The sequence below is a fragment of the Nocardia sp. NPDC051570 genome (assembly GCF_044454005.1).
Classification (GTDB): domain Bacteria; phylum Actinomycetota; class Actinomycetes; order Mycobacteriales; family Mycobacteriaceae; genus Nocardia.
Genome location: NZ_JBITDI010000007.1, coordinates 132,456 through 155,590, shown reverse-complemented (window position 1 = coordinate 155,590; position 23,135 = coordinate 132,456). Strand labels below are relative to the sequence as shown.

Annotated in this window: 23 protein-coding genes; 13 read left to right on the top strand and 10 right to left on the bottom strand. The window is 65.8% G+C overall.

The annotated features are described in order from the left end of the window. Positions 1-414 precede the first annotated feature (414 nt). Entirely contained in the window at positions 415-849 is a 435-nt protein-coding gene (locus ACIA76_RS19440; RefSeq protein WP_397153218.1) for a hypothetical protein, read from the top strand. A 121-nt stretch (positions 850-970) separates the two neighbouring features. After that, positions 971-1,657 carry a TetR/AcrR family transcriptional regulator gene (locus ACIA76_RS19435; protein WP_397153217.1) on the top strand — a complete coding sequence of 229 codons (687 nt, stop codon included), beginning with the start codon at positions 971-973 and terminating at the stop codon, positions 1,655-1,657. A 296-nt stretch (positions 1,658-1,953) separates the two neighbouring features. Here ACIA76_RS19435 and ACIA76_RS19430 read toward each other — a convergent pair whose 3' ends face one another. Continuing rightward, positions 1,954-2,427 carry an RrF2 family transcriptional regulator gene (locus tag ACIA76_RS19430; protein WP_397153216.1) on the bottom strand — a complete coding sequence of 158 codons (474 nt, stop codon included), beginning with the start codon at positions 2,425-2,427 and terminating at the stop codon, positions 1,954-1,956. A gap of 77 nt (positions 2,428-2,504) precedes the next feature. Between ACIA76_RS19430 and ACIA76_RS19425 the strand changes: the two genes are divergently transcribed. Beyond that, the gene (locus ACIA76_RS19425) at positions 2,505-2,840 is read left to right on the top strand and encodes a carboxymuconolactone decarboxylase family protein (protein WP_397153215.1); all 336 of its coding nucleotides are present in this window, start codon (positions 2,505-2,507) and stop codon (positions 2,838-2,840) included. 61 nt (positions 2,841-2,901) lie between these two features. Here the strand turns inward: ACIA76_RS19425 and ACIA76_RS19420 are convergent, their stop codons facing one another. Both ACIA76_RS19420 and ACIA76_RS19415 read right to left on the bottom strand, forming a co-directional pair. Further along, positions 2,902-3,267 carry a VOC family protein gene (locus ACIA76_RS19420; protein ID WP_397153214.1) on the bottom strand — a complete coding sequence of 122 codons (366 nt, stop codon included), beginning with the start codon at positions 3,265-3,267 and terminating at the stop codon, positions 2,902-2,904. Beyond that, positions 3,224-4,078, bottom strand: a complete 855-nt coding sequence (locus tag ACIA76_RS19415) for an aminoglycoside phosphotransferase family protein (RefSeq protein WP_397153492.1) — start codon at positions 4,076-4,078, stop codon at positions 3,224-3,226. The genes ACIA76_RS19420 and ACIA76_RS19415 overlap by 44 nt, the downstream gene beginning before the upstream one ends. Before the next feature lie 272 nt (positions 4,079-4,350). On the opposite strand from ACIA76_RS19415, the gene ACIA76_RS19410 reads away from it, so the two are divergent. Beyond that, positions 4,351-4,845 (top strand): hypothetical protein, encoded by a 495-nt coding sequence (locus ACIA76_RS19410; protein WP_397153213.1) that lies wholly within the window; start codon positions 4,351-4,353, stop codon positions 4,843-4,845. Between the two features lie 4 nt (positions 4,846-4,849). On the opposite strand, the gene ACIA76_RS19405 is transcribed toward ACIA76_RS19410, so the two are convergent. Next, positions 4,850-6,814 (bottom strand): LGFP repeat-containing protein, encoded by a 1,965-nt coding sequence (locus ACIA76_RS19405; RefSeq protein ID WP_397153212.1) that lies wholly within the window; start codon positions 6,812-6,814, stop codon positions 4,850-4,852. Here ACIA76_RS19405 and ACIA76_RS19400 point away from each other — a divergent pair. The 3 genes from ACIA76_RS19400 to ACIA76_RS19390 all read left to right on the top strand — a co-directional run bounded on the left by ACIA76_RS19400 (position 6,804) and on the right by ACIA76_RS19390 (position 8,535). Beyond that, positions 6,804-7,151: a hypothetical protein gene (locus ACIA76_RS19400; RefSeq protein WP_397153211.1), complete on the top strand. Its 348-nt coding sequence runs from the start codon at positions 6,804-6,806 to the stop codon at positions 7,149-7,151. The two genes, ACIA76_RS19405 and ACIA76_RS19400, sit on opposite strands and share 11 nt — an antisense overlap. 356 nt (positions 7,152-7,507) lie before the next feature. Next, positions 7,508-8,035, top strand: coding sequence for a DUF402 domain-containing protein (locus ACIA76_RS19395; RefSeq protein WP_397153210.1), 528 nt, complete (start codon positions 7,508-7,510; stop codon positions 8,033-8,035). After that, positions 8,035-8,535: a nucleoside deaminase gene (locus tag ACIA76_RS19390; RefSeq protein ID WP_397153209.1), complete on the top strand. Its 501-nt coding sequence runs from the start codon at positions 8,035-8,037 to the stop codon at positions 8,533-8,535. The genes ACIA76_RS19395 and ACIA76_RS19390 overlap by 1 nt, the downstream gene beginning before the upstream one ends. Before the next feature lie 443 nt (positions 8,536-8,978). Here the strand turns inward: ACIA76_RS19390 and ACIA76_RS19385 are convergent, their stop codons facing one another. Then, complete coding sequence (locus ACIA76_RS19385) at positions 8,979-10,271, bottom strand: hypothetical protein (protein ID WP_397153208.1); 1,293 nt, start codon at positions 10,269-10,271, stop codon at positions 8,979-8,981. 572 nt (positions 10,272-10,843) lie between these two features. Beyond that, positions 10,844-11,272, bottom strand: a complete 429-nt coding sequence (gene arfB, locus ACIA76_RS19380; RefSeq protein ID WP_397153207.1) for an alternative ribosome rescue aminoacyl-tRNA hydrolase ArfB — start codon at positions 11,270-11,272, stop codon at positions 10,844-10,846. Positions 11,273-11,860: 588 nt separating this feature from the next. Here arfB and ACIA76_RS19375 point away from each other — a divergent pair. From ACIA76_RS19375 to ACIA76_RS19360, 4 genes are all read left to right on the top strand, one after another. Next, positions 11,861-12,523 carry a zinc metalloprotease gene (locus ACIA76_RS19375; RefSeq protein WP_397153206.1) on the top strand — a complete coding sequence of 221 codons (663 nt, stop codon included), beginning with the start codon at positions 11,861-11,863 and terminating at the stop codon, positions 12,521-12,523. Between the two features lie 295 nt (positions 12,524-12,818). Continuing rightward, entirely contained in the window at positions 12,819-14,048 is a 1,230-nt protein-coding gene (locus ACIA76_RS19370; RefSeq protein WP_397153205.1) for a cysteine desulfurase family protein, read from the top strand. Then, the gene (gene mnmA, locus ACIA76_RS19365; protein ID WP_397153204.1) at positions 14,045-15,169 is read left to right on the top strand and encodes a tRNA 2-thiouridine(34) synthase MnmA; all 1,125 of its coding nucleotides are present in this window, start codon (positions 14,045-14,047) and stop codon (positions 15,167-15,169) included. Before ACIA76_RS19370 ends, mnmA begins: the two co-directional genes overlap by 4 nt. 32 nt (positions 15,170-15,201) lie before the next feature. Next, complete coding sequence (locus ACIA76_RS19360) at positions 15,202-16,242, top strand: methionine synthase (RefSeq protein WP_397153203.1); 1,041 nt, start codon at positions 15,202-15,204, stop codon at positions 16,240-16,242. Between the two features lie 21 nt (positions 16,243-16,263). On the opposite strand, the gene ACIA76_RS19355 is transcribed toward ACIA76_RS19360, so the two are convergent. After that, entirely contained in the window at positions 16,264-16,608 is a 345-nt protein-coding gene (locus ACIA76_RS19355) for a hypothetical protein (protein WP_397153202.1), read from the bottom strand. Between the two features lie 9 nt (positions 16,609-16,617). Beyond that, on the bottom strand, positions 16,618-17,871 hold the full coding sequence (locus tag ACIA76_RS19350; RefSeq protein WP_397153201.1) for an ATP/GTP-binding protein: 1,254 nt from the start codon (positions 17,869-17,871) through the stop codon (positions 16,618-16,620). Between the two features lie 98 nt (positions 17,872-17,969). Here ACIA76_RS19350 and ACIA76_RS19345 point away from each other — a divergent pair, with 98 nt between their 5' ends. Beyond that, a complete protein-coding gene (locus ACIA76_RS19345) occupies positions 17,970-18,788 on the top strand; it encodes an ArsR/SmtB family transcription factor (RefSeq protein WP_397153200.1) in 819 nt (272 codons plus the stop codon). A 117-nt stretch (positions 18,789-18,905) separates the two neighbouring features. Further along, positions 18,906-19,292 carry a hypothetical protein gene (locus tag ACIA76_RS19340; protein WP_397153199.1) on the top strand — a complete coding sequence of 129 codons (387 nt, stop codon included), beginning with the start codon at positions 18,906-18,908 and terminating at the stop codon, positions 19,290-19,292. Positions 19,293-19,365: 73 nt separating this feature from the next. Here the strand turns inward: ACIA76_RS19340 and ACIA76_RS19335 are convergent, their stop codons facing one another. Both ACIA76_RS19335 and ACIA76_RS19330 read right to left on the bottom strand, forming a co-directional pair. Next, a complete protein-coding gene (locus tag ACIA76_RS19335) occupies positions 19,366-21,054 on the bottom strand; it encodes a M4 family metallopeptidase (RefSeq protein ID WP_397153198.1) in 1,689 nt (562 codons plus the stop codon). 370 nt (positions 21,055-21,424) lie between these two features. Beyond that, positions 21,425-23,065: a M4 family metallopeptidase gene (locus ACIA76_RS19330; RefSeq protein ID WP_397153197.1), complete on the bottom strand. Its 1,641-nt coding sequence runs from the start codon at positions 23,063-23,065 to the stop codon at positions 21,425-21,427. Positions 23,066-23,135: the final 70 nt, after the last annotated feature.

Here is a 23,135-nt window from a genome sequence, read left to right as displayed (position 1 = left end):
GCAAAATATTCGGCAATCGGATGAGCATTCGGCGTGACACGCCTGGGACACGCCGTCGGAACACAACCGAGCCACCGGCGCTGCGGTCCTACCTCGACCATGACTTCGAATCTGGCAAGTGAGCTCTCATGCCGCGTGGCGCGTGGTTCTTCTCCGTATGGAGATTCAGTCGCCCTCGCGTGTCAGAGATGGCAACCCGAGAACGGTCAATCTCAAACCTTGACTGCAAAACAGGTTATGGATGGTGTTTGGGACTGACCGTTGACCAGCACGAGGTGGCAGTGGTGTGTTGACCGAGCAGCTGGCCTCGACTGAACGAGAACACTGTTCTTGACTTTGCCCGGAGGACGGGGCATCGTTTCTCGACAGAGAACAGTGTTCTCGCTTCCTAACCTCACCAAAAGGAACTCCGTCGTGACCACAGCAACCATTTCGGTCCACAGCACCTTGTCCCGGCGTTGGGATCGCATCGGCCGCGGCCTGATGGCCCTCAACTCCGTAGTCGCCTTCGCGGTGTTCATCAACGGGTGCTTCCAGATGGCGGACGTAAGCGACGACCGCCTGATGGTGGAGGGCTGGCGAACCCTCGGATTCCTCGTGTTCAGCGCGATGTGGGCGATGCTCGCCTACCGGCCGCGTCAGGTGCCGGCTATCTGGGAAATGGTGATCTTCCACAAGGTGGCAGCAGCGGTGCTCGCCTTCACCATCCTGGACACCACCGAGGGTATGCAGTCCGCGATCACCGACTCCACGATCGCGGCGCTCACGATCTTCGCGTACATCGTCTGCCGCGGATGGGAGTCGTGGCGGGTCATCAAGCGTGGCGAGGTCCCGGCGAACGCGCTTTGAGCTGTTGTTCCCGTGGGCCATCCGGACGCCCCGGCCGGTCTACGTCGGCTCCGATCCTGCTTCTGAGCAGGAAGTACTGTTGGTCCGAGAGGGAACAACCATTGACCCAGAGGGCGGATGCATGGTCACTGCACGGCAAGTGGCACGCGAGCAGATGATGCGTGACATCGTGCGTATGGGACGCGAGCATTTGGCAAAGGTACTTCCGGCCGACCTGTCCCTACGCGCCGTGGCCCGGGACATCGGAGTGGTGCCCTCAGCGCTTTACCGCTACGTCCACGACCGCGAAGCGCTCATTACCCTGCTGATCGTCGACGCGTACGACGAACTCGCCGACGAGGTCGATGCGGCTCTTATGGCGGCGTCGAACCTGTCGCACCGCAAGCGGTTCGAGGTGGCAGTACTCGCGGCGCGCGCCTGGGCCGTTCGTGAACCGTCCAGATTCGCCTTGCTCTACGGCACACCGGTACCCGGCTACGCGGCTCCCGCCGACCAGACCGTGGTGCCCGGCACACGATTTGCGCTCACTCTCGCCGGATTGGTCGAGGACGCTTGGCGAGCGGGCGAGTTGAGAACGGTGGAGGCGCCGCTCAATCCGACCGTCCGCGTAGATATGGCGCGATTGCGGGGAAGATTGGGTTTCGAGATGCCGGTGGGTAACCTCTTCCGGGTCTACGGTTTGTGGTCCGCGGTCATCGGCGCCATCCTTTTCGAATCCTTCGGCCAATACACGGCGGATGTGCTGAGCGATCCCGAAGAGTTCCTCCGCGCCCACACCGACGGTCTCGCGGACGGCGTCGGTCTCTGATATCCGTAACGGTCTCGCCGTTCGCGCGGCGGCGGAGCACGGTGTGGAGCATATCGTCGGGTGAGGACCACCACCTCGACACTCGCGGCCTCGGAGTGAGCGGTACCGCAACCAGACAGCTCATCCGAATGCGCTATGCCGCTGGGCGCGCGTTGGTCGGTCGTCCAGATCTGTTGGCCGACACGGCTCCCCAACGCACTCTCGATGCCGATGTGAGAGCGTCCGGCCGGCCCACTGTGAGAGTGTGACCCAGCCCAATTCAAACGCCCTCAACTGCCGATGGCACGGGTATCGGGCTACAGGGGTCCTGTCAGTCGTTGCCGGGTGCGAGCCGGGATCGAATCGGGCAGGGTAGCGATGATGTCGGCGAGGGTGGTCGCGGCCAGGCTGCGCCGCCAAGCTTCATGTGCTTCGGCCATCTTCACTGCGAGAATGCACGGGGTCCGGCACATCTCGGCGGGCACGGCACCGCGGCCCTGCTGACGGATCTCACGGCACTCGTAAGGAGACGACGCACCGTCGACCGCTTCGACGATCTGCAGCAGCGTGATCTCGGTGGCGGGCCGGGCCAGCCGAAATCCACCTCGTGGGCCCGTCGTCGCGGCCAGCACACCGGCCCTGACCAGCGCCGGCAGTTGCTTGGCGAGATACGCCGCCGGGAGGTCGAAATACAGTGCCAGCTGCGCCGACGACGCGGTGGCACCCGGTTCCAACTGTGCCAGCGCGCTCGCGCAGTGCAGTAGCCATTCGGTGCTCACGGGCAACTTCATGACCGCATCGTATCTCGGATATTGCAGATCCATTTAGTCCGAGATACGTTGGCGGTACCGGACGAAGAGGAGAACCCGTGCAGTCGCGAGTGAACATCGGTACGCAGGATCCCGCCAGCTATCAAGCGCTGCTGGCGTTGTCGAAGACCGCTCAGCAGGGCGCGGCGGCGGCAGGGCTCGACCCGCTACTGGTCGAGTTGGTGAAGATTCGCACCTCCCAGCTCAACGGATGCGCGTTCTGCCTGCGCATGCATACCCGCGACCCGGCCACGTGGTGTGAGCTGGCGACCAAACGTGACCGGGACGCAGTGCTGGCAACCGGTGTCGCCGTCGAGTTCCGCAGGGGAGAGATCGTCGGGATTCCGTCCGGATTGCGACGAGATTCGAGCAGAGTTCGAGGTCAGCACAGGTAGGACCTTGAACCGTCCCGGATTTCTTGCCGGCACGAAAGTCGGAGCGGTTCACCCTGACCTTTCAACCTCTGTAGAGGCCGAATTGCCCCGGCGCGAGACTGCGGGACAGGCAGAATTCGTTACCCTCGGGATCGGCCAGCACCACCCAGGCCCGGCCGTCGCCCTGACCGACGTCGACTCTCGCCGCTCCGAGCGCTTGCAGCCGGTTCAGCTCGGTTTCCTGGTCGCTGTCGATCGGGCAGATATCGAAATGCAGCCGGTTCTTGCCGCTCTTCGGGTCCGGCACCCGAACGAACATCATGTTCGGCACCTCGGCGCCGCCGCGCAGTTTCGAAGTGACCGTGCGGCACGCTCGAAAGATCAACGGGCCGAGATCAGCGGACTCAACGCACCGTATTAGCCGAATCGCGGCTGTTCGACGGCTCATAGGACTGGGCTCGAGTGAGTGCTTCGGCAAGTTGATCGGTGGCTTGGATCAGCCAGTCGGGGTCGCCGTGGCGCCGCCCCCAGATCGCCTCCCGGACTGCTCCGAACTGTGTCCATCGACGGGTCCGGTCGACGTCGAGTTGCGCTGCACCACAATAGATATCGAGGAGGCGAAGAATACCCGGTTGCATGTCCGAGGATCGGAACAGGCTCTCGAAGCGGGGGCTGCGGATGACGTTGAGTGCCTCGTGCGCTGGATCGCCGACGTAGGTTTTCGGGTCGACCGCGAGCCAGGATTCTCGATCCGAGGCCAGGATGTTGGCATCGTGCAGGTCGCCGTGCACAAGGGTGTCGGGTTGCTCAGGCCCGAGCTCACGCAGAGTGGCCAGGGCGGCATCCATGACTTTACTGGGTAGTGGATGGCCGAACGTAGCTGCGGTGGAGCAGATCTTGCGTTCCCACCTTTCGGTCCGCTCGGACAACTTGGGGAGTCCGGAGGGCGCAGCGACGGACAGCCGATGTGATAGTCGCCCTTGGATCACAAGGGCTTCTTCCGGATCGGTCACTGTGGCGAGTGTGCGCTGAGACGCCCGTTCCAGCAGCATCGCGAAATGCTCGTCGGCGCGGGCGAACAGATGCGTCGCACCCCGGCCCTTCCAGGCCACGTACGCATCCGGCTCGTGGAGATTGCCGGGGTGCGGGAAAGACACCTTGATGACCGCGGGCGGCAGTTCGCTGTTGTGCACCGGCACCACGATTCCGACCTGGCCGTGCATCACCGGACCCACCGGCGTGCAGGACCAGCGTTGCAGTAACTCGTCTAAAAGGGTGGGAAGCTCTGCAATCCAGGCGCGCCCGCGTGGTCCTTCTCACCGGCGCCACTCTCCTGCCGCCGCGCTGAACCGGCGCCAGGGTGTGCCGCGCCGACACTCCGGCGAACCGCACAGCCACCGTGGGTCGGATCCGGCTTGGCGGAGCTGGCGGTGCCAGCGGTCAGCGGGAACGCTGCGGGCCCGATAGCCTGGCCTCGCCGACCCTCGGCGTAAAGCCGTGGCTTGTGTTTTCGACGGAGAGGTCTAGCTGGATGCATTCGGACGAGCCGACACAGCGTGAAGCTCGCACGATCTCGATGGACTACGGGCAGTTCTACCTGGTCGGTTGCGAAGAGCGCGGCGAGGATCTGCCCGAGGTGGTGGACCGCGCGATCGATGACGGGTTATACGCGATCACGGCTGGCGGCAATCTCGTTGTGCTGAGCCCTCATCAATACAACTCGGCTATGCGGATCGACGTCGAATTGTTCGACCGCCCGCAGCGTCCGGATCGTGACGAATGGCAGGTGGTGCTCGATGAGACCACTACCATCGACGACAAGGGCGAGCTGTGGATCTCCTCGGCGACGAGCCCCTCTCACGACCCGCTCTCGATCGCGCCCGGCGCCTATCACATCGAGATCAGCGGGCGGGGCTTCGTGACTCAACCCCACTCCACCGACCCCGGTGATGCGTGGCGGATACGAATGTGGCCAGCCGAAACAGCCACCGCCATTGCGTATCCGTCACCGCAGCGGTGGCCTTAACCGATCACCACGAGGTCCGCCCGTCCGGCAGGACCGCCAGAACGACGAAGCGTTCCTTCTCCATGAGCCGCGCGTTCAGGTAGGCGTTGCCGGTGATGCCGCCTTGGGAATCATTGGCCCCCTTCGACACCTTCCGTCGTGACCAGTCCCCGGCTGCGACCTTCGACGCGCCTTGGTATGTGGTGGCCATCGGATACTCATCACACGTGTCGGGCAGTGTCGCCCATCCATCAGGGCAGGCCACTGCCCGGTTGGCGTCTCTCAGCCCCTCGTCCAGAGTGCGTTCGACGGGCACCTCGTACACGCCCCAGTGCGACGGCAAGCTGTGTTGCGCATCGAAGACATGCTGGGCGACCTCGGTGACCTTGGGATTCTTCTGCGCGTTGTACCCGACCCCGGCCAGCGCCTTGTCATTGACGCAGCCGACCTTGAATTCGACGCTGTCACAGCGGGCGTCGAGATTGTTCAGCTCAACACTCACAGGATTCGGCAGAGGCCCATGCAGCATCTTGGCACCGATCTCGCCTCTCATCGCATCGATACGCCCGACCGCCTTGGTGGCAGGGCCGGTGGATTCCTGCTGCCAGGTGTACTCGACCACCGTTCCCGCCCGCAATTCACGACGCGTGTCATCCTTGGCGCTGGTGGTCTTGCACATCGTGCCCGATTCGCAGAACGTGGACAGGACGTAGTCGAACGGTCTTTTCTCCAGCTCACCTTCGGTCTTGGTTGTTTCGATCCGCACACCCAGCTCCCACGTCGGTGAGGTAGCCCACCGGGTGGACAGACTGAACTTGATCCAGGACTTGGCGACGAACCATGCCTTCCCGATTTCGGTCTTGGCGCCGTTGCGGATCCGGTACCGGGTGATCGTGCCCTCCTGGTCACTGCAGCTGACCTGACGGGAGATGTTCTTCAAGCCCTGCACACACTCGCCCGGCTGCCCGGCCGACGGAGCCTGCCGAGGATCCGCACCGTCCCCGTCGTAGATGTGGACCAGGTTCTTGGGCGTGACCGCATCCGAGAGCAACTCCCGGATCTGGACTTCCTCGGTGATCTCCTCGTCCTTGGCGTCGGTGGGCCAGGTGATCTTCCCGTTCTGGAAATCTTGCTCACGACGACTGCCCGCGCCACGCTCGTCGCCGACCGGGTAACCGTATCTCCCGGCCTCGTACCCAGCTGTGGACCACTGATCCAGAATGCCGCCCGCGACCGGGTGCGCCCCGAACTGTGAATGCCAGTAGATCATCCCGTTCTTCTCGAACCGGTTGAACCGCCCCGCCCCGTCCGGGGTGCCGGTCTCGTCACTGGTCGGATAACCGAGCCAGCCCTGCTCCCAACCGGTTTGGCCCCACTTGTCGAAGATCGCGCCACCGATCGAATACGCCTCGTTGAGCTTCCAATAGATCACCGCGCCGGTGAAATGCTGGCGGCGGCCGACACCGTCGGGGTTCACGATCTCGTCGGTGGTCGGATAGCCGATGTATCCGGCCTCGTAGCCGTGGCGGGCCCATGCGGCGAGGAAATGGTTCACCACCGGGTGTGCACCACCCTGCGGTGACCAGTAGATCGGACCGTTCTGGAACTCGGTGCGTTTGCCGGTGCCGTCCGGATTGGTCAGCTCTTCGGTCTTGGGGAACAGCAGGAAACCGTTGGGGCCACCGAGTTCGTTGTACTTGTCGCGGATCGCGCCACACACCTCGTACGGCGCCGGCCAGTACACCTGGCAGCCGTCCTTCACCCGCGTCGACCGCGTGGTGCGCGCGGCGACGGCGGCCTCCATCGTCTCAGCCTTGTCGGCGGCGGCCTTGCTGAACCCGTCGGGGATCTGCTCCCGGTCCGAGCGCATCTTGCCCGGCACGACCGTCGCGTTCGGCTTCTGCGTCGGCGCCCACTTGCCCGGATCGGTCTTCGCGGCGGGCGGCGTCGAATTCGGCTCCGGCACAGGAGGCTTCGGCGTGTCGGACATGCTGGTCGACGGCACCGACGGCCTGGCCGGGGTCGACGCCGGGGGCTTGGCGCTGGGCGACACCGGTGAGGGGGAGTTCGGCGACGTCGACGGCGCGGCCGGAGTCGGAGCCGCGGTCTTGGCAAGGGCCGATGGCTTGGCCGAGGAGGAGGGCGGTGCAGTGGTTGCCGACGGTGTCGGTGGGACCGGCGGCACGGCAGGGTCGGCGTGCGCGATACTCCCCCCGGCTACGACCGCGAGCATCGCCGCGATGGTGACGGCCTTCGCCGCCCGGCCATGCCAACCGGCATGCCGTTTCGAATGTTGTTGCATGAAAGCTGCGAATCCCTCTCCATGATCAAAAAGCAGTCAGGCCAACCCGTTTCGATGACGGTTTTGCCTGAATACTCCGGAACACCGGAATTGATACCAGGTGGAAGGATCGTTGAAAAGTCAGCTACACAAACTGTGTCACTCTCGCTGAACCGTGTAACGCGAGCGGGCGAACCAGTGTCCATCAGATATCATGATCGAATACGACAACCTCCGGACTGAATCTTGCGGTCACCGGTTGGCCAGGGCCACAATCGTTGATCGGCGCCGTCACCCGGTCGCCGATGTTCATCGGGTTCTATCATGCGAGAACCTCTGTGAGGCCTGATGTCCGCGAGGCCAGGGCTGTCAGTGTCGCGCGGCGCAACTACCGTGACCGCTGTGGAGAGGTTCGTGGTGGGGTCCGCCGTGCAGCGGCGAGAAGCACTGCATGGTCATGGGTGGATGACAATGCCTGTCCAAGTCATCGCCGACGACGATGTGCTCGCCGTCTGGATCGAAGACGGTACTGCACTTGCGTTTCCGCCACATCCATTCGGTACGCACCCGTGGTCGCATCAGGATCGATGGGTCGGAAGCAGTGTGCTGCAGTTGCACCGGCCGAACGACGCCTACGCAGTCTGGGCCTTCTTCCGTGACGGCAGGCTGGACCGCTGGTACATCAACTTCCAGGCCCCGTGCCGTCGTGGCGAAACATGCTTCTACACCGTCGGTCACGGACTCGATATCGTCGTCGACGACGACACTTGGTGGTGGAAAGATCGTGACGACGTGACCGAGCAGGTCGAAGAACGTCGACTGACCCAGGCGGAAGCCGACGCCGTGTGGGTCGAGGCCGAACGTGTGGCTGTCGCTCTCGACCGCGGCGCCTGTTGGCAGGCTTCCCCGCTGGCAGCACTGGAGTCGTGATGGAGCCGTATGACGCTGTGGGACTGGCATTGTCGGTCGCTGGCGAGGGATTGTCTGCCGGTGAGATGCCGATCGGTGCGGTCGTGTTCGATGACGAGCGGGTCCTCGGACGCGCTCACACCCAGGAGCAGGCGTTAGGTCGGCGGATTGTGCATGCCGATCTTCTCGCAATGCAGCAGGCCGACGAGGCGTTGGGGTTCACTCGCCCGGTCGGAACTCTCACGCTCGCGGTGAATCTCGAGCCCTGCTTGATGTGTATGGGTGCGGCTATCACGTTGGGCATCCGCAGGGTGTGGTTCGCGCTCCCGTCGCCGAACGACGGCGCCGCCGCGTTGGTGGAGTCGTGGTCTCCTCCGCAAGAGCTGCCATTCTTCGCCAAACCACGCGAGATCAGGGGCGGCATCCGATCAGGCGAAGCACGGGAGCAGTTCGCCGCATACGCCGCTGGCGACGGCCCGCCAGGTATGCGCGCTTGGGCTGATGGGCTCGCACGCATGTGAACAGCGGACGTTCATCAGCACTCGTTCGCACCCGGCATCATGAACGAGTGGAGTCGACGCAACAGATGCCACTGGACGACCGGGTCTACCCCGTCGCGGCCCCCTCCCATGACGGATTCGGGCTACGCCGGGCCACTCGGTGTCCTCAGCCGACAACCACCGCGTGGTCAACCATCTCTGCGGCAAGCACGCCGAGCCGTCACGGTTGGCGGAGCCCGCGTATGACATCCTATGCCGCATACGGCGCGGTCCGAAGCGGCCACGCGGCTCCCCGGAAGATCAACGGGCCGAGATCTCGGCCCTTCCTGACGCACCATAAGTAGCCGCGTTCCGAGCGTTCAGATGGGCTGTTGCCGTTGGCCTACCAGTCGATCTCGCGTACATCCGCACCTGCCGATTCCGAATATCGTTCATGTCGTGGAGCCGACCTCGGAGGTCGTCATTCATGGCGGGTTCACTCGAGGGCAATGACGGGGACATTCATCGCGCCGCGGCGCAGATTGATCACGGAGCCGGTCGATGCGCGAGACCAGAAGCCGGCGAATCGTCCGCCGAAGACGAAAACGTCCAGCCCGTAATGTAATTCGGGTGCACCGGGCAGTGCCGGGGGGGTGTATGTACTGTTGCACGACGTGGCGTTGCCCGGCGACGGCTGCGGCGATCGCGTCGTGCCAGCGAGCAGGAGTGGTCGCCGGACCGATCAGGACGCCGGTGCCGCCCGATCTGTCGGCCGGTTTGATGACGAGCTGTTGTCGGTGGTCGGCGACGAACTGCGGCAGCGATGCGTGTCTGCCGTCCGGGTCTGTGGTGTCGTCGTCGGTCAGCAGGCGTGTCCAGGGCACGTGGCGGTCGATCAGGGAACGCTCGGTGTCGGTCCATAAGTGCGCCGATCGTGGATCGCTCAACACCGCGAGCATCGCCTTGTCACTGTGCAGGTACAACGACGCCAATGGGTTGACGAAGCATGCGGCAGTACGGGTCTCGGCGTGCGGGTACTCGTCTGCCGCGGGTTGGGCGAGCAGGGCCGCGGGGTCCATGTTGTTGCACAACAGATCCGCTGTGCGGCCGCGGCGGTCACCGACGGTGCCGGACCGGACGCGCAACTCGGTCACGTCCACCTGGTCGGCGGCAACTCCCTTCTCGCGCAACATATTCAGCATGGCCGGGACCTCGACCTGATATTGCCCATCCAGGCTGACCACGAAGACCCGATCCGGTAGAGCCTGACGCTGCTGAGCGTAGGTGGTGAGTAGTTGGTCGATGTAGAGATCGGGGCGGTCCAGCAGTGGTTGGGGCATCTCCGCCCTCGGCTGCGGGTCGGCGACCTCGCGCCAGATGCGCATGAGACGCGCTGTGTAGACCACACCGCCGAGACGGCAGGCGTTGATCTCCACGATCTTGTACTCACCGCGTGGGTCGAGCACCCCGTCGAACCGGCACACCCGGTTGATCGGCTCGAACATCGGAAGCCTCAGATAACTGTCCGCGGCGCCGGGCACGAACCCGGGCCCACCCGAAAACCAGTGGCGGACCGCCTTCTCCACCACCGCATGCAGTCCCTCGGCGGCCGCCCGCACCGTGCGCGCCGTCGATCCCGGCACCAGCAACGGATCGAACCGGCACGGGTGCACCGATCCGTAGAACATCATGCCCGCGCGTTCGAGCGCCTCACGCAGGACCGCGTCCCCGGCACTGCCACGACCGAGCGATGCAACCTCCAGTTGATCGGCCGACACGGCCCACCTCCATGATTCCGACGATCATCCGGCACGCACAAACCACCCGCACCACCGGGCAATAGAACTCGCGAACACTCTCGACTGCTGACAGGCAGAAGTGAGGTCCTGTCATCGTCGGAGTTCGGCGGACTGTGCTCGGAGAACGTCGCGTACGCAGAAGCATGATCCTCGTAGATGGAACGTTCGGGCACGGGGCGAGCCTAGCCATATTCGCTCGCCCCGGCGCATTGATACACCCACGCTCGAACGTCCGCCACTGCCGCATGCCGCGCTGTTCGGAACGCCAGCGCGGCACTTCGGAAGATCAACCGGCAGCATCCATCTGGTGCCGGCCGAACGCACGCTAGGTAGCCGGGAACGAGCCCTGCCGCCAATGCTGAGTAGTCGCATACAGTGCGCTCAGCCGAACCGGGTGAAGTCGCTCGGGATCGGTTGGCAGGCAGCGCATCCGGCGGCCCTGGACTGGCCGAACAGCGTGTGTCGGTGAGCCTGGCGACGAGAGGACGCACAGGCCCGGTCGACAACGATTGTGCCGCCGATACCCCAAGACCTGTGGCGCTGCCCGTCGGCTAGTCGTCAGGGGAAGCGCGGCGGTTACGTTTGGTGACGCCGCGCCGCTTCTTCGCGGCGATGCGACGTTCCTTCGCTCCGCGCGAGGGCTTGGTGGCGCGGCGAACCGGTGGCGGCGCGGCAGCGGCCTCACGCAATAACGAAGCCAGACGTTCACGCGCGGCCGCGCGGTTCTGCAGCTGTGCGCGTTGCTCCGATGCGGCGATCGTGAGCACCCCGCCGACCAGGCGAGTGGCCAGGCGGTCGAGCATCCGGGTACGCAGCCACTCCGGCACCGAGGGCGAATTGGCGAGGTCGAACGACAGCTCTACCCGGCTGTCGGTGGTGTTGACGTGCTGCCCGCCCGGACCGGACGACCGCGAGAACCGCTCACGTAACTCCGACGCGGGGATCACCAGCACCCGAGTCACGGTCAGGTCCTCTGCCACGATCCGACGCCGCTCTTTCCGGTCCACGAGTCGACCAGGCCACGCCGGTCTAGTTACGCCTGAATGGTGACCTCGTCGTTCACGATAGCGACCACCTTGTCGACGTGTAACAAGCCGGCCGTCCGCACATGCCACGACCCGCGCCGGTCGAACCGGCCAGCGAACGCACGGAAATGCCGATTATGTGATGTGCGCCATCTCGTGTCGTGTGTCCCGAGGCCCATCCGTGCACCCGTCCGGTACGAATCAGATGTTGGTTTCAGTCGGTCTCGAGAAGGAGGGCTTCGGGTGAGAGTGCTCAGCTACGTTGGTCGACTGGTCATCGTCGGCTGCCTGCCCGGCGCTGTCGCGGTAGCGGGCGCTCCCGCGGCACACCTGGCCATCCCGCCCGACGCGATCGCTGGGGCGACCGTCGCGCATGGCGACTGCGTGATTCGCCCCGTATCCGAGTCCAGGGGCGCCGCGGATGCGGCCACCACACTCAGCCCTGCTGCGGCGGCCCTCGCCGAACAGGACTTTCACCAACGCTCCTCTATTTGGCATCCAGCCTCCCGAGCACCCCAGGCGACGATCAATGTGTACGTACACGTGATCGCACGCGACAACACCCCCGCCGGCGGCAACGTCCCAGACACGCAGATCTCCGAACACCAGATGAAGGTGCTGAATACCGCCTTCACCGGCACCGGCCTGCAGTTCAGGCTGGCGGGTATCGATCGTTCGATCAGCGCGGACTGGTTCACCAATGCCGACCCCGGCACCCCGCAACAGCGAAACATGAAGGCAACGCTGCGTAAGGGCGGCGCGGCGGACCTCAATCTCTACACGGTCAAGGGGGGCAAGACAGTCGAGGGCATACAGACGCTCGGCTGGTCGACATTCCCGTCTGCCTTTCAGCAAAACCCCGGCGACGACGGTGTGGTCATCGCCGTGGACACACTGCCGGGTGGCTCCCTAGCCCCACACAACCAGGGCATCAACGCAGTCCACGAAGTCGGCCACTGGGTGGGGCTCTACAACACCTTCCAGGGCGGATGCGAGCCGCCGGGTGACTACGTCGACGACACCCCGGCGGAAGCCACCCCCGCTTCCAGCTGCCCGGAAGGCCGGAACAGCTGCCCGGACCGCCCGGGGAAGGACCCGATCCACAACTACATGGACGCGACCGACGACACCTGCCGCCACGAATTCACCCCTGGCCAGATCCAGCGACTGCAATCCCAGATGGCGACCTATCGAGGAATCAACTGACCTACGGCGCGGTAACCAATGGTGCCTCCCACCATGTTCGGCGCCTACCGCCCCCACCGCAGATGGATTACAGCGTCTCGCTCGCGTATTGAACAGCTGAGACGATCGCCGCCCACCCCGCCGACAGCCGACGAGCCCGAGCGTTCACCCTCCGAGACGCGCTGCGCCACGATCTCCGGGAATATCCGCCGGTGGTCGGCGGGTTACGACTCCTGGGTAATTCGTAGAAAATCGTAGAACCCCGGGGGAGACCCCAAGGATTCGCAGGTCAACGATGGGATAGGCTTTGTTGGTCATGAAGTCGGCTTTCCCGGGTCCGGTCGGTGCGGTGCCCCAGACTGTCTACCTCGATCACGCGGCCACGACACCCATGTTCCCGTCCGCTGTCGAGGCGATGGCTGCTGTCCTGGGGACGGCCGGTAATGCCTCGTCGCTGCATGGGTCGGGGCGGGCGGCGCGGCGGTTGTTGGAGGAGGCGCGGGAGTCGATCGCGCGGAGTCTGGGGGCTCGGCCCTCGGAGGTGATCTTCACCTCCGGTGGCACCGAAAGCGACAATCTCGCTGTCAAGGGGATCTATCGGGCGCGCCGGGATGCCGATCCGCGGCGTACTCGGATTCTGGTCGGTGCGATCGAGCATCATGCGGTGCTCGATGCCGTGGAGTGGCTGGAACAGCACGAGGGCGCCCGGGTGACGCTGCTCGAGGTGGACGGCGACGGCGTGGTGTCGCCGCGCTCGCTGCGGGCGGCGCTGGCCGAGCATGCCGAGGAGACGGCGTTGGTCACCGTCATGTGGGCCAACAACGAGGTCGGAACCATCGAGCCGATCGGCGAATTGGCCGCCGTCGCACAGGAATTCGATGTTCCGATGCACAGCGACGCGGTGCAGGCCGGTGCTCAGCTGCCCATCGACTTCGCCCGGAGCGGTTTGGGCGCGGCCAGTTTCGCCGGACATAAGGTCGGCGGACCGCACGGCGTGGGCGTGCTGCTGCTGGGCCGACAGGTGCCGTGCGTGCCGCTGTTGCACGGCGGCGGGCATGAGCGCGATCTGCGCTCGGGTACCTCGGATGTGCCCGCGGCGGTGGGGCTCGCGGCCGCGCTGCGCCAGACTGTCGAGGAAATGCCCACGCGCACAGCCCAATTGACGCGGTTGCGCGACGAGATGATCGCCGGTGTGTACGCCGCGGTGCCCGATGCGATGCTCAACGGTCCCGCCGGGGAACGGCGACTGCCGGGCAACGCGCACTTCACTTTCCCCGGCTGCGAGGGCGATTCGCTGCTGATGCTGCTCGACGCCGCCGGGATCGAATGCTCCACGGGATCGGCCTGTAATGCGGGTGTGGCGGCCCCGAGCCATGTGCTGCTGGCCATGGGATCGGATACCAGGCAGGCACGGGGTTCACTGCGGTTCTCGCTGGGACACACCTCGACCCGGGCCGATATCGAGACGTTGTTGACTGTGCTGCCGCCGGTGGTCGAGCGGGCCAAGGCCGCTGGACTGGCCGGTGCGAAGGGAGGTACCCGATGAGAGTGCTCGCCGCGATGAGCGGCGGAGTCGATTCCGCCGTGGCCGCCGCGCGCGCGGTCGAAGCCGGACACGAGGTGGTCGGGGTGCATCTGGCGCTGTCGGCGACCCCGGGAACGCTGCGGACCGGTTCGCGCGGCTGCTGCTCCAAGGAGGACGCCGGCGATGCCCGCCGCGCCGCCGATGTGCTCGGAATCCCGTTCTACGTCTGGGATTTCGCCGACCGATTCAAAGAGGATGTGATCGACGACTTCGTCGCATCCTATGCCGCCGGTGAGACGCCCAATCCGTGTCTGCGCTGCAACGAGAAGATCAAGTTCTCGGCGCTGGCCGACCGTGCGGTCGCGCTCGGCTTCGATGCCGTGGTCACCGGCCATTACGCGCGCCTCGAGGACGGGGTGCTGCGCCGGGCCGTCGACGCCGACAAGGACCAGTCCTATGTGCTGGCCGTGCTGACCGCCGATCAGCTGTCGCGGGCCATGTTCCCGGTCGGCGATACTCCCAAGCCGCAGATTCGCGCCGAGGCCGCCGAACGCGGGCTGGCGGTGGCGAACAAGCCGGACTCCCATGACATCTGCTTCATTCCCTCCGGCGATACTCGCGCGTTCCTGGGCGCGAAGATCGGCATCCGGCCGGGTGCGATCGTCGACTCCGAGGGGCATAAGCTCGCCGAACACGAAGGCGTGCACGGGTTCACGATCGGACAGCGCAAGGGGCTGGGCCTGCCCGGTCCCGCACCCGACGGGCGGCCGCGCTATGTGACCGGCATCGATCCCGACTCCGGCACCGTGCACGTCGGCCCGGCCGAGGATCTGGATGTGTGGACGGTGCTGGCGGATCGGGCGATCTGGACCTCCGGCGTCGCCCCGTCCGGTCCGCTCGAATGCATCGTGCAGGTGCGCGCGCACGGCGGTACCGCGCCCGCGATCGCCGAGGCGTCCGGCGACGGCCTGGTGGTACGCCTGCGCGAGCCGCTGACCGGTGTGGCCCGCGGGCAGGCCGTGGTGCTGTACTGCCCGGATCCGTTGGGGGATCAGGTGATCGGCAGCGGTACGATCAGCGGAACCAGCGGCGAGCGGGCGGATGATCTCGAGGGCGAACTGATGCCCGGAACCGCGCGGTGACCGTCACCGATACCACGCGACAAGGCGGGGATATGAGCGAAACCGAGTCGCCGCGGTATCGCGGCGGCCTCGCCACCGGCGTCGGATCCTGGCCGGGAACCGATCCGCGGGAGGCGGCAGCGACCGTCATCGGAGAGCTCGGCGAACTCCCGCATCTGGTCGAATTGCCCGGCCGCGGAACGGGTTCGGACATGCTCGGCCGATCCTCGGCGCTGCTCGTCGATCTGCGATTCGATACGACCACGCGGGGCTATCGCCTCGCCGCGCGGCCCGGGTCGACCTCGCGCCGCGCCTACGATCTGTTGCGCACCGACCTGGACGCACTCGAAGAGGCCTGGGAGACCGCCGGTCTGAGCGGATCGCACCACACCGTCAAGGTGCAGGCCGCGGGCCCGCTGACGCTGGCCGCCCAGGTCGAGCTCACCGGCGGCCACCGCATTCTCACCGATTCCGGTGCGGTGCGCGACCTTTCGGAATCCCTGGCCGAGGGCCTGGCCCGGCATGTCGCCGAGGTCGGCAGGCGGCTGGGCGCGAATGTCGTTGTGCAGCTGGACGAACCCTCTCTGACCGATGTCCTGAACGGTTCACTGCGCGGCACCAGCATGCTGGATACCGTCCGCGCGCTGCCCGCTCCCGAGGCCGTCCACATCCTCGACGCGGTGATCACCGCGCAGTCCGCGCCCGTCCTCGTGCACAGCTGCGCCGCCGCACCCGCCCTCGGCTTCCTCCGCGGAACCGCCGCGGCCGCAATCGGTTTCGATCTCGCCACCATCGGCACCGCCGACCTCGACGAGATCGGCGAACTCCTCGATGCCGGAAAACTCCTGGCGCTGGGCCTGATTCCCACCACCGCCCCCGCCGCCCCACCGACCTGGCAGACGATCGCCGAACCCGCCGTCCGCCTCATCGACCGACTGGGCTTCCCCCGCCGCACCTTGGCCGAGAAGGTCCTCGTCACCCCCGCCTGTGGCCTGTCCGGTGCTTCGCTCGGCTGGGCCCGCCGCGCCCTGGCCCTGGCCACCGACGTAGCTCACGCCTTCGCCGAGGAACCCGAAGCCCTGACCTTCGACTGATCGGCAGCGTGACGGTGACGATCACGACCCCAGATACGGCCGCGCCCCCGGATGCCCGATCTGCCAGTTCTGGGGCTTGCCCATCGGATAGACGACCGTGATGGCGTCGCCGGGTGAGGGCCACTGGTTGACGTCCCAGGCGAAGCGGCCGTAGACGGTTTCGCCGGGGACGGTCGGGCCGGAGATGGTGCCTGTGATGGTCACGTACTGCTCGCCCTGGGCCGCGGGGCGCGGGCTCACGCCGGTGACATGCAGGGTTCCGGTCTCGGGCTGTGCGAGGGTGTTGCCGCCGCGGCTGCGGCGGTACCTCGCGAACAGCGCGATGAGCGCCCCGGCGACCATGACGATGAACGCGAACTCCAGCATGCCCCCATGTTATGCGCCGTGTGCGGTCAGCTCGCTCGTCCCCCAGGGAGTGCGGCGGAGTTGCCAGACCGTGGTGCGCCGGGACTGGGAGCGTCCGTTGCCGCGGTCGATCAGGGTGCGCTGGCGGGTGGTGAAGACGAGTTGGGCGCCGCGGGAATTGGTTTCGGGGTTTTGGAACAGTTGGATGAGACGATCGGCGGTATCGCCGGTGAGGTGGGTGTCGATATCGTCGACCGCGAGGACGCGGCCGGTGTCCAGGGCGTCCAGGACCACGGGCAGCAGGCGCAGCAGGGCCAGCGTCGCGGTGGATTCGTCGGCGATGTCGAAGGTCGCCTCGATGCCCTCGTGCGCCAGGCCCAGGCCGACACCGCGGCGGGCGACCATGCGGGTGTAGAGGGTGTCGCGAGCGGTGCGCAGATTGGCCAGCTCCCGCTCCAGGGCGAGCGGGGTGAGCCCGTGGTCGTGCTCGAGCCGCTGGGCCTGTGCGGGGGAGGCAATCGCGGAGTCGAATTCCTTTGTCAGGGCCGCGATCTCGCCATCCAGCTCGTGCAGGTAGTCCGCGTACATGGGATCGTGCTCGGCGATCAGCAGATCCTCGATACCCAGCTCGGCCGAGCGCAGCAACAGCAGCAGCCGCGCGGCGTTGTCGGCCGAGCGGGTGACGTGACTGCCGAGCCGGTGCGCGATCTGCTGCGGATCCTGGTGTCCGCGTAGCACTTCCAGCTGGGTGGCGAACCAGCGATAGGCCGGCACCAGCGCCTCGGCGTACATCTGCCCGGACAGGCTGAGCAGCAACGCGTTCGGGCGCACCAGCGGCACCAGCGCGCCGATGCCGTAGCGCACCGGCTCGAACATCGGGCCGATGCGCACCTGATCGCCCTCGCGCTCGAAGACGATGCGCTTGCGGTTGTGCGGGTGGCTGTGCAGCCATTCGGCGGTCACATCGGCGTTGTCGAGCCGGAAGCCGTAGCTGTAGGGAATGCCCTCGGCGACGAACGTCGCGACGAATTCCGAAGGGCGATCGGCGAATCCGAGATGCGGCGTGCGCGCCGGACCGGCATAGGGATCCCATCCGGTGACCGAATTCAGCACCGCGTCGCGCATCTGTGCCAGCGCGTCGATCAGGCTGGACTTACCGCTGGCGGTCGCCCCGTGCACGGCCGTCACCGGCGCGGGCAACGCTCCGGCGCGATTGCCGATCAACCGCAGTTCCTGCGATTCGGCCAGCGATCTGTGATTGGTCACCTGAAAACTGCGCAGCATCCGGCCATCCTGCCGCTCGCGCGCGCGGCGCGCGACATCGGCTTGACATGCAACCGAATGGGTGCCTATCGTCGGCGTATGCATCCAAAAGGTTGCATATGGAGGATGATGCCGTGGACGAGGTGTTCAAGGCGCTGGCCGATCCGAGCCGGCGACTGCTGCTCGACGGCCTGAACGCGCATAACGGCCAGACCCTGCGCGAGCTGTGCGAGGGCCTGGATATGAGCCGGCAGGCGGTCAGCAAGCATCTGGCGATACTCGAGGCGGCCAATCTGGTGACGATCCGCCGCCGCGGCCGGGAGAAGCTGCACTACCTCAACGCCGAGCCCATCAACGCCATCTCCGATCGCTGGATCAACCGCTACGACCGCGGGCGCGTCCACGCCCTCGCCGATCTGAAAACCGCATTGGAGTCCGCGACCATGACCGACGAATTCGTCTACACCACATACATCAAGACCACCGATCGCCTGCTGTGGCAGGCGCTCATCGACCCCGCCTTCACCGACCGCTACTGGGGCGCGAGCTTCGACACCGATTGGCGGCCGGGCTCGGAAATGGTCTGGCACCAACAGAATTGGTCCAGTAAGGACCCCGCCCAGGTGGTGCTCGAATCCGACCCGTACCGCAAGCTGTCCTACACCTGGCACACCTTCGACCCGTCCTTCGCCGAAACCTTCGAGATGAATCCGGACGAGGTGGCGGCCTGGGCGCGCGAGCCGCGCTCGAAGGTGACCTTCGAACTCGAGCCGAGGGGCGAGATCGTGAAACTGACTGTCGTACATGACGGTTTCCCCTCCGGCAGCGCGGTGCTGGCGGGTATCAGCGAGGGCTGGCCGGGCATCCTCGCGAATCTGAAGACCCTGCTGGAGACGGGTGAGACGCTGCCGGAGCCGAAGGCGCCCGGGAAGTCCTGAGCGCGGGCGTGGCCGGACCGCAACGCACAGCGCATCCCCAACTTCGGCGCAGCAGGTGCTCAATCTTCGCTTCTACCGTCGTGTCTGGAAGTCGGGAAATCGAACACGAGGCAGGCCATGACAGAAGACGAAAACGCCGGGCAGAGCGGCCCGGCGGAGAATGTGGAGCCGGAGGCGGCACAACCGACGCCGCCAGCGCCTACCCCCACCGCGGCGAAATCCGGCGGACTCGCGGCGCGGTGGCGGGGATCGCGGCCGCTGCGGATCGTGACGGCGGTGGTCGCGGCCATCGTCATCGGGTTGGTCGGATTCGGTGCGGGATTGGGCGCCAGTGACCACGGCGGCCATCACCACGGCGGGCATCATATGAGCGCCTACCGATGGATGCCGGGGGACCGGGAGCGGATGCATCGCTTCGATCACGAGAGTGGTCCGGGACAACCGCCGAGCGCGTCGGTGCAGCCGACGACCACTCCGGCGCCGAGCCCGGCGCCGACGCACTGAATCCCTAACGGGCACAAACGAAACCGGATGCCTCGCCCAGGGCGACGAGGCGTCCGGCCGTGTTTTCGAGGGACTAGCTCTCGACGCTGAGGACGGGCATCTTGACCGCCTTCACCGCATTGGCGACCTGGGTGCAGTCCGCCGTCGTGGTGCCCTTGACCTTGTTCTTCACATTGGCCTTGCACGCCGAATTCAGCGCGCTGCCCAGGGTGCGGTAGGTCGCATTGGACGTCAGCAGGGTCTGGGTGGTCCAGTACAGCGCCGCGGTCTTCTCGATACCGAAGCCGGACACAGTGACGCCGTTGAGGCTGCCGCCGTCGACCATCAGCTCGGCGGCCTTGTTGCCGACGCCGCTGTTGGTGTGCACGCCACCCTCATCGGCGCTACCGGTGGCCCAGTAGGTGCCCTGATAAGTGTCGGGCTGACGATGCGACTTGGGGTCGCGCATATCGCGAATGACACCCAGGGAGCTGCACACGCCGAGCTTCCAGCGGTTCGCCGGGGTGTTGCAGGTGTTCGTGGTGTCGGTCAGGAAGACGAACTCGCCGAAGACATCCGACATCGACTCGTTGATCGCACCGGATTCGCTGCGGTAGACCAGGCCGTTGACGTTCTGGGTGACGCCGTGGGTGAGCTCGTGACCGGTGATGTCCTCGGTGGTCACGCCCGCGCCGTAGGCCATGTGATCGTTGTTCCAGAAGGCGTTGGCGTACGGGCAGGCATCGGTCGCGCAGATCCGGACCGTGCCACGCAGGGCCTTGCCGTGACCGTCACCGGTGTCGCCACCGATGTAGTTGGTCAGGTTGCCCGGCAGCTGGGTGTACTTCGAGTAGAAGCCCTCGGTGTTGCCGAAGTACGCGAAGATGTTGTCGACATCCGCGACGCCGACCGCACCCTGACCCTCGACGCGGGTCGCCTCGAAACCGGGGGATGTACCGCATTCGGTGGGATCGACCGGGCTGTCCAGATCGACACGCGTGTTCTTGGCATCGCAGATGACCCGGTTGAGGTGCATGGCCTCATCCCAGCTGTCGAGCACCTTGCCGGTATTGAGCGCATCGACGAAAACGGCGTAGCGGCCGGGCTTTTCGCCATTACCGTCACCCTTGACGTCCACCTTGAACGCGGGCACCGCGACGCTCTTGCCGTCCGGCGCGGACGCCAGCTTGGCGTCGTACCAGTAGGCCTTGACCCCGGCCACGGCGAGCTTGTTCGCCGCGGTCTTGGTCTGATCGGCGATCGCCTTCACCGCGGTCGCCGAGACGGCATCGGATGCCTGGGTGGTGGTGAACTTGCCCTGCGACTTCTGGCTGAGCGATCCGGTCGCCGAGACGAGCGAACCGTCCTTGGCCAGCATCTGCGCGATCGACGCGCCGAATACCGGAACCGAGTCGATCTCCTGGCGCAACCGGACCGTGGAGCCCTCACCCACTGGCAGCACCTGATCGACGACGAGCGTGCCGATCGAGTCCGCGGTGAACACCTTCTCCACGCCCTGCGCATGGGCCTGCGCGGCCGACGGCGCCGCCGGCGAGGTTCCGGCCGGGACCGGCACCGGTTGCTGGGGCACCACCTGCCGGGTCGTGCCCTCCGGATCCTTCAGCACCTCCTTGGGGACGGTGGACAGATCCGTACTGCTCGACGGCGGTTGGGGCGCCGACGGCGGCTCGCCGTAGGCCCCGGTCGTCGACGCGAAAATCGTTGTGGCTAAGGTGATTACCGTTAGGGCGGCGTATCGCGCCGTCCGTTTTCTGTGGTTCATGCTTTTAGATGGAAGCACGGGCTCGGCGGGGCAGTGTCCGAAATCACCTGCGCGACATCGTCAGTAACTCGCGCGTTAACTGAACCGATTCTGCCGCAATGGGTTTGATCAAGTGATGCGAAGAGAAGATCAGTCCTCCACGCTCGCACGAGAATCGGGCATCTCGGACACGATGACATGGGGTTATGTGACCGAAAAGTGGCCTAATCTAACGGCTTTGGCGCCGTGGCACCGCCGGTCGAGGCCGAACCTAGATCATCGCGATGCCGGTCGCAATGATCTTGCCGGGGATGCGAACCCCTATTGAAAACGACGACGCCGGACGCCTCGCCCAGGGCGACGAGGCGTCCGGCTGTGTTCGTGAGGAGGACTAGCTCGCGGTGCTCAGGTTCGGCATCTTGACCGCCTGGACGGCATTGGCGACCTGGGTGCAGTCGGCAGCGGTGGTACCCGCGACGTTGTTCTGCACGTTGGTCTTACACGCCGAGTTCAGCGCGCTGCCCAGCGAGCTGTAGGTGGCGTTGGCCGTCAGCATCGTCTGGGTGGTCCAGTACAGCGCCGCGGTCTTCGCGATGCCGATGCCGGTGACGGTCACGCCGTTGAGGCTGCCGCCGTCGACCATGAGCTCATCGGCCTTGTTGCCCACGCCGCTGTTGGTGTGGACGCCGCCCTGGTCAGCACTGCCGGTGTACCAGTTGGTGCCCTGATAGGTGTCGGGCTGGCGGTGCGACTGGGGGTCGCGCATATCGCGAATGACGCCCAGCGAACTGCATGCGCCCAGCTGCCACCGGTTCTGCGGGGTGTTGCACTGGTTCGCGGTGTCGGTGAGGAAGACGAACTCGCCGAAGACATCCGACATCGACTCGTTGATCGCACCGGATTCGCCGCGGTACACGAGGCCGTTGACGTTCTGGGTCACGCCGTGGGTGAGCTCGTGACCGGTGATGTCCTCGGTGCTGACGCCGTCACCGTAGGCCATGTGATCGCCGCTCCAGAAGGCGTTGGCGTACGGGCACGCATCGGTGGAGCAGATCCGGACCGTGCCACGCAGGGCCTTGCCGTGACCGTCGCCGGTGTCGTTGCCGATGTAGTCGCTCAGGGTTCCCGGCAGCTGGGTGTACTTGCCGTAGAACCCTTCGGTGTTGCCGAAGTAGTCGAAGATGTTGTCGACATCCGCGACGCCGACCGGGCCCTGACCCTCGGAGCGGGTGGCCTGGAAGCCGTCGGAGCTACCGCATTGGGTGGGGTCGGTCGCGCCGTTCAGGTCGACCTGCTTGTCCTGCGCGTCGCAGACCACCCGATTGAGCTGTTTGGTGTCGCTCCAGCTGTCGAGCACCTTGGCGGTGTTGTTCGCATCGACGAAAACGACGAAGCGGCCGGGCTTTTCGTCCTTGGGATCGCTCTTGCCATCACCCTTGATGTCGACCTTGAAGGCCGGGACCGCCACGCTCTTGCCATTGGGTGCCGACGCCAGCTTGGCGTCGTACCAGTAGGCCTTGACCCCGGCGACGGCGAGCTTGTTCGCCGCGGTCTTGGTCTGGTCGGCGATCGCCTTCACCGCGGCTGCCGAAACGGCCGCTGTCGGTGTGGTATTCGAGAACTTGCCCTGTGACTTCTGGCTCAGCGATCCGGTCACCGACAGGAGCGCACCGTTCTTGTCGAGCGATTGCGAGACCGACGCGGCATAGACGGGGACCGAGTCGATCTCCTGGCGCAACCGCACGGTCGAGCCCTTGCCGACCGGCAGCACCTGATCGACGACGAGCTTGCCGACGGGCTTTCCGGTGAAGAGTTTCTCGACGCCCTGGACATGGGATTCCGCGGCCGAGCCCGCCGCCTGCGGCGTTCCGGCGGGGACGGGTACCGGTTGCTGGGGCACCACCTGGCGGACCGTGCCCTGTGGATCCTTCAGCACCTGCTTGGGCGCGTTAGCCAGATCGGAACTGTTCGACGGTGTGGCCGGGGGATCGCCGTACGCACTCGTGGTGGTCGCGAAAACCGTTGCAGCCAAGGTGATTACGGTTAGGGCGGCGTATCTGACCGTCCGTTTGTGTGTTGCTCTCATGCTTCTAGATGGAAAC

Bases quoted from the DNA above. Each gene is read 5' to 3' on its own strand.
- ACIA76_RS19435 (WP_397153217.1), top strand. From the start codon at position 971: ATGGTCACTGCACGGCAAGTGGCACGCGAGCAGATGATGCGTGACATC.
- ACIA76_RS19430 (WP_397153216.1), bottom strand. From the start codon at position 2,427: ATGAAGTTGCCCGTGAGCACCGAATGGCTACTGCACTGCGCGAGCGCG.
- ACIA76_RS19420 (WP_397153214.1), bottom strand. From the start codon at position 3,267: ATGAGCCGTCGAACAGCCGCGATTCGGCTAATACGGTGCGTTGAGTCC.
- ACIA76_RS19410 (WP_397153213.1), top strand. From the start codon at position 4,351: ATGCATTCGGACGAGCCGACACAGCGTGAAGCTCGCACGATCTCGATG.
- ACIA76_RS19405 (WP_397153212.1), bottom strand. From the start codon at position 6,814: ATGTCCGACACGCCGAAGCCTCCTGTGCCGGAGCCGAATTCGACGCCG.
- ACIA76_RS19390 (WP_397153209.1), top strand. From the start codon at position 8,035: ATGGAGCCGTATGACGCTGTGGGACTGGCATTGTCGGTCGCTGGCGAG.
- ACIA76_RS19370 (WP_397153205.1), top strand. From the start codon at position 12,819: ATGAAGTCGGCTTTCCCGGGTCCGGTCGGTGCGGTGCCCCAGACTGTC.
- mnmA (WP_397153204.1), top strand. From the start codon at position 14,045: ATGAGAGTGCTCGCCGCGATGAGCGGCGGAGTCGATTCCGCCGTGGCC.
- ACIA76_RS19360 (WP_397153203.1), top strand. From the start codon at position 15,202: ATGAGCGAAACCGAGTCGCCGCGGTATCGCGGCGGCCTCGCCACCGGC.
- ACIA76_RS19355 (WP_397153202.1), bottom strand. From the start codon at position 16,608: ATGCTGGAGTTCGCGTTCATCGTCATGGTCGCCGGGGCGCTCATCGCG.
- ACIA76_RS19350 (WP_397153201.1), bottom strand. From the start codon at position 17,871: ATGCTGCGCAGTTTTCAGGTGACCAATCACAGATCGCTGGCCGAATCG.
- ACIA76_RS19345 (WP_397153200.1), top strand. From the start codon at position 17,970: ATGGAGGATGATGCCGTGGACGAGGTGTTCAAGGCGCTGGCCGATCCG.
- ACIA76_RS19340 (WP_397153199.1), top strand. From the start codon at position 18,906: ATGACAGAAGACGAAAACGCCGGGCAGAGCGGCCCGGCGGAGAATGTG.
- ACIA76_RS19335 (WP_397153198.1), bottom strand. From the start codon at position 21,054: ATGAACCACAGAAAACGGACGGCGCGATACGCCGCCCTAACGGTAATC.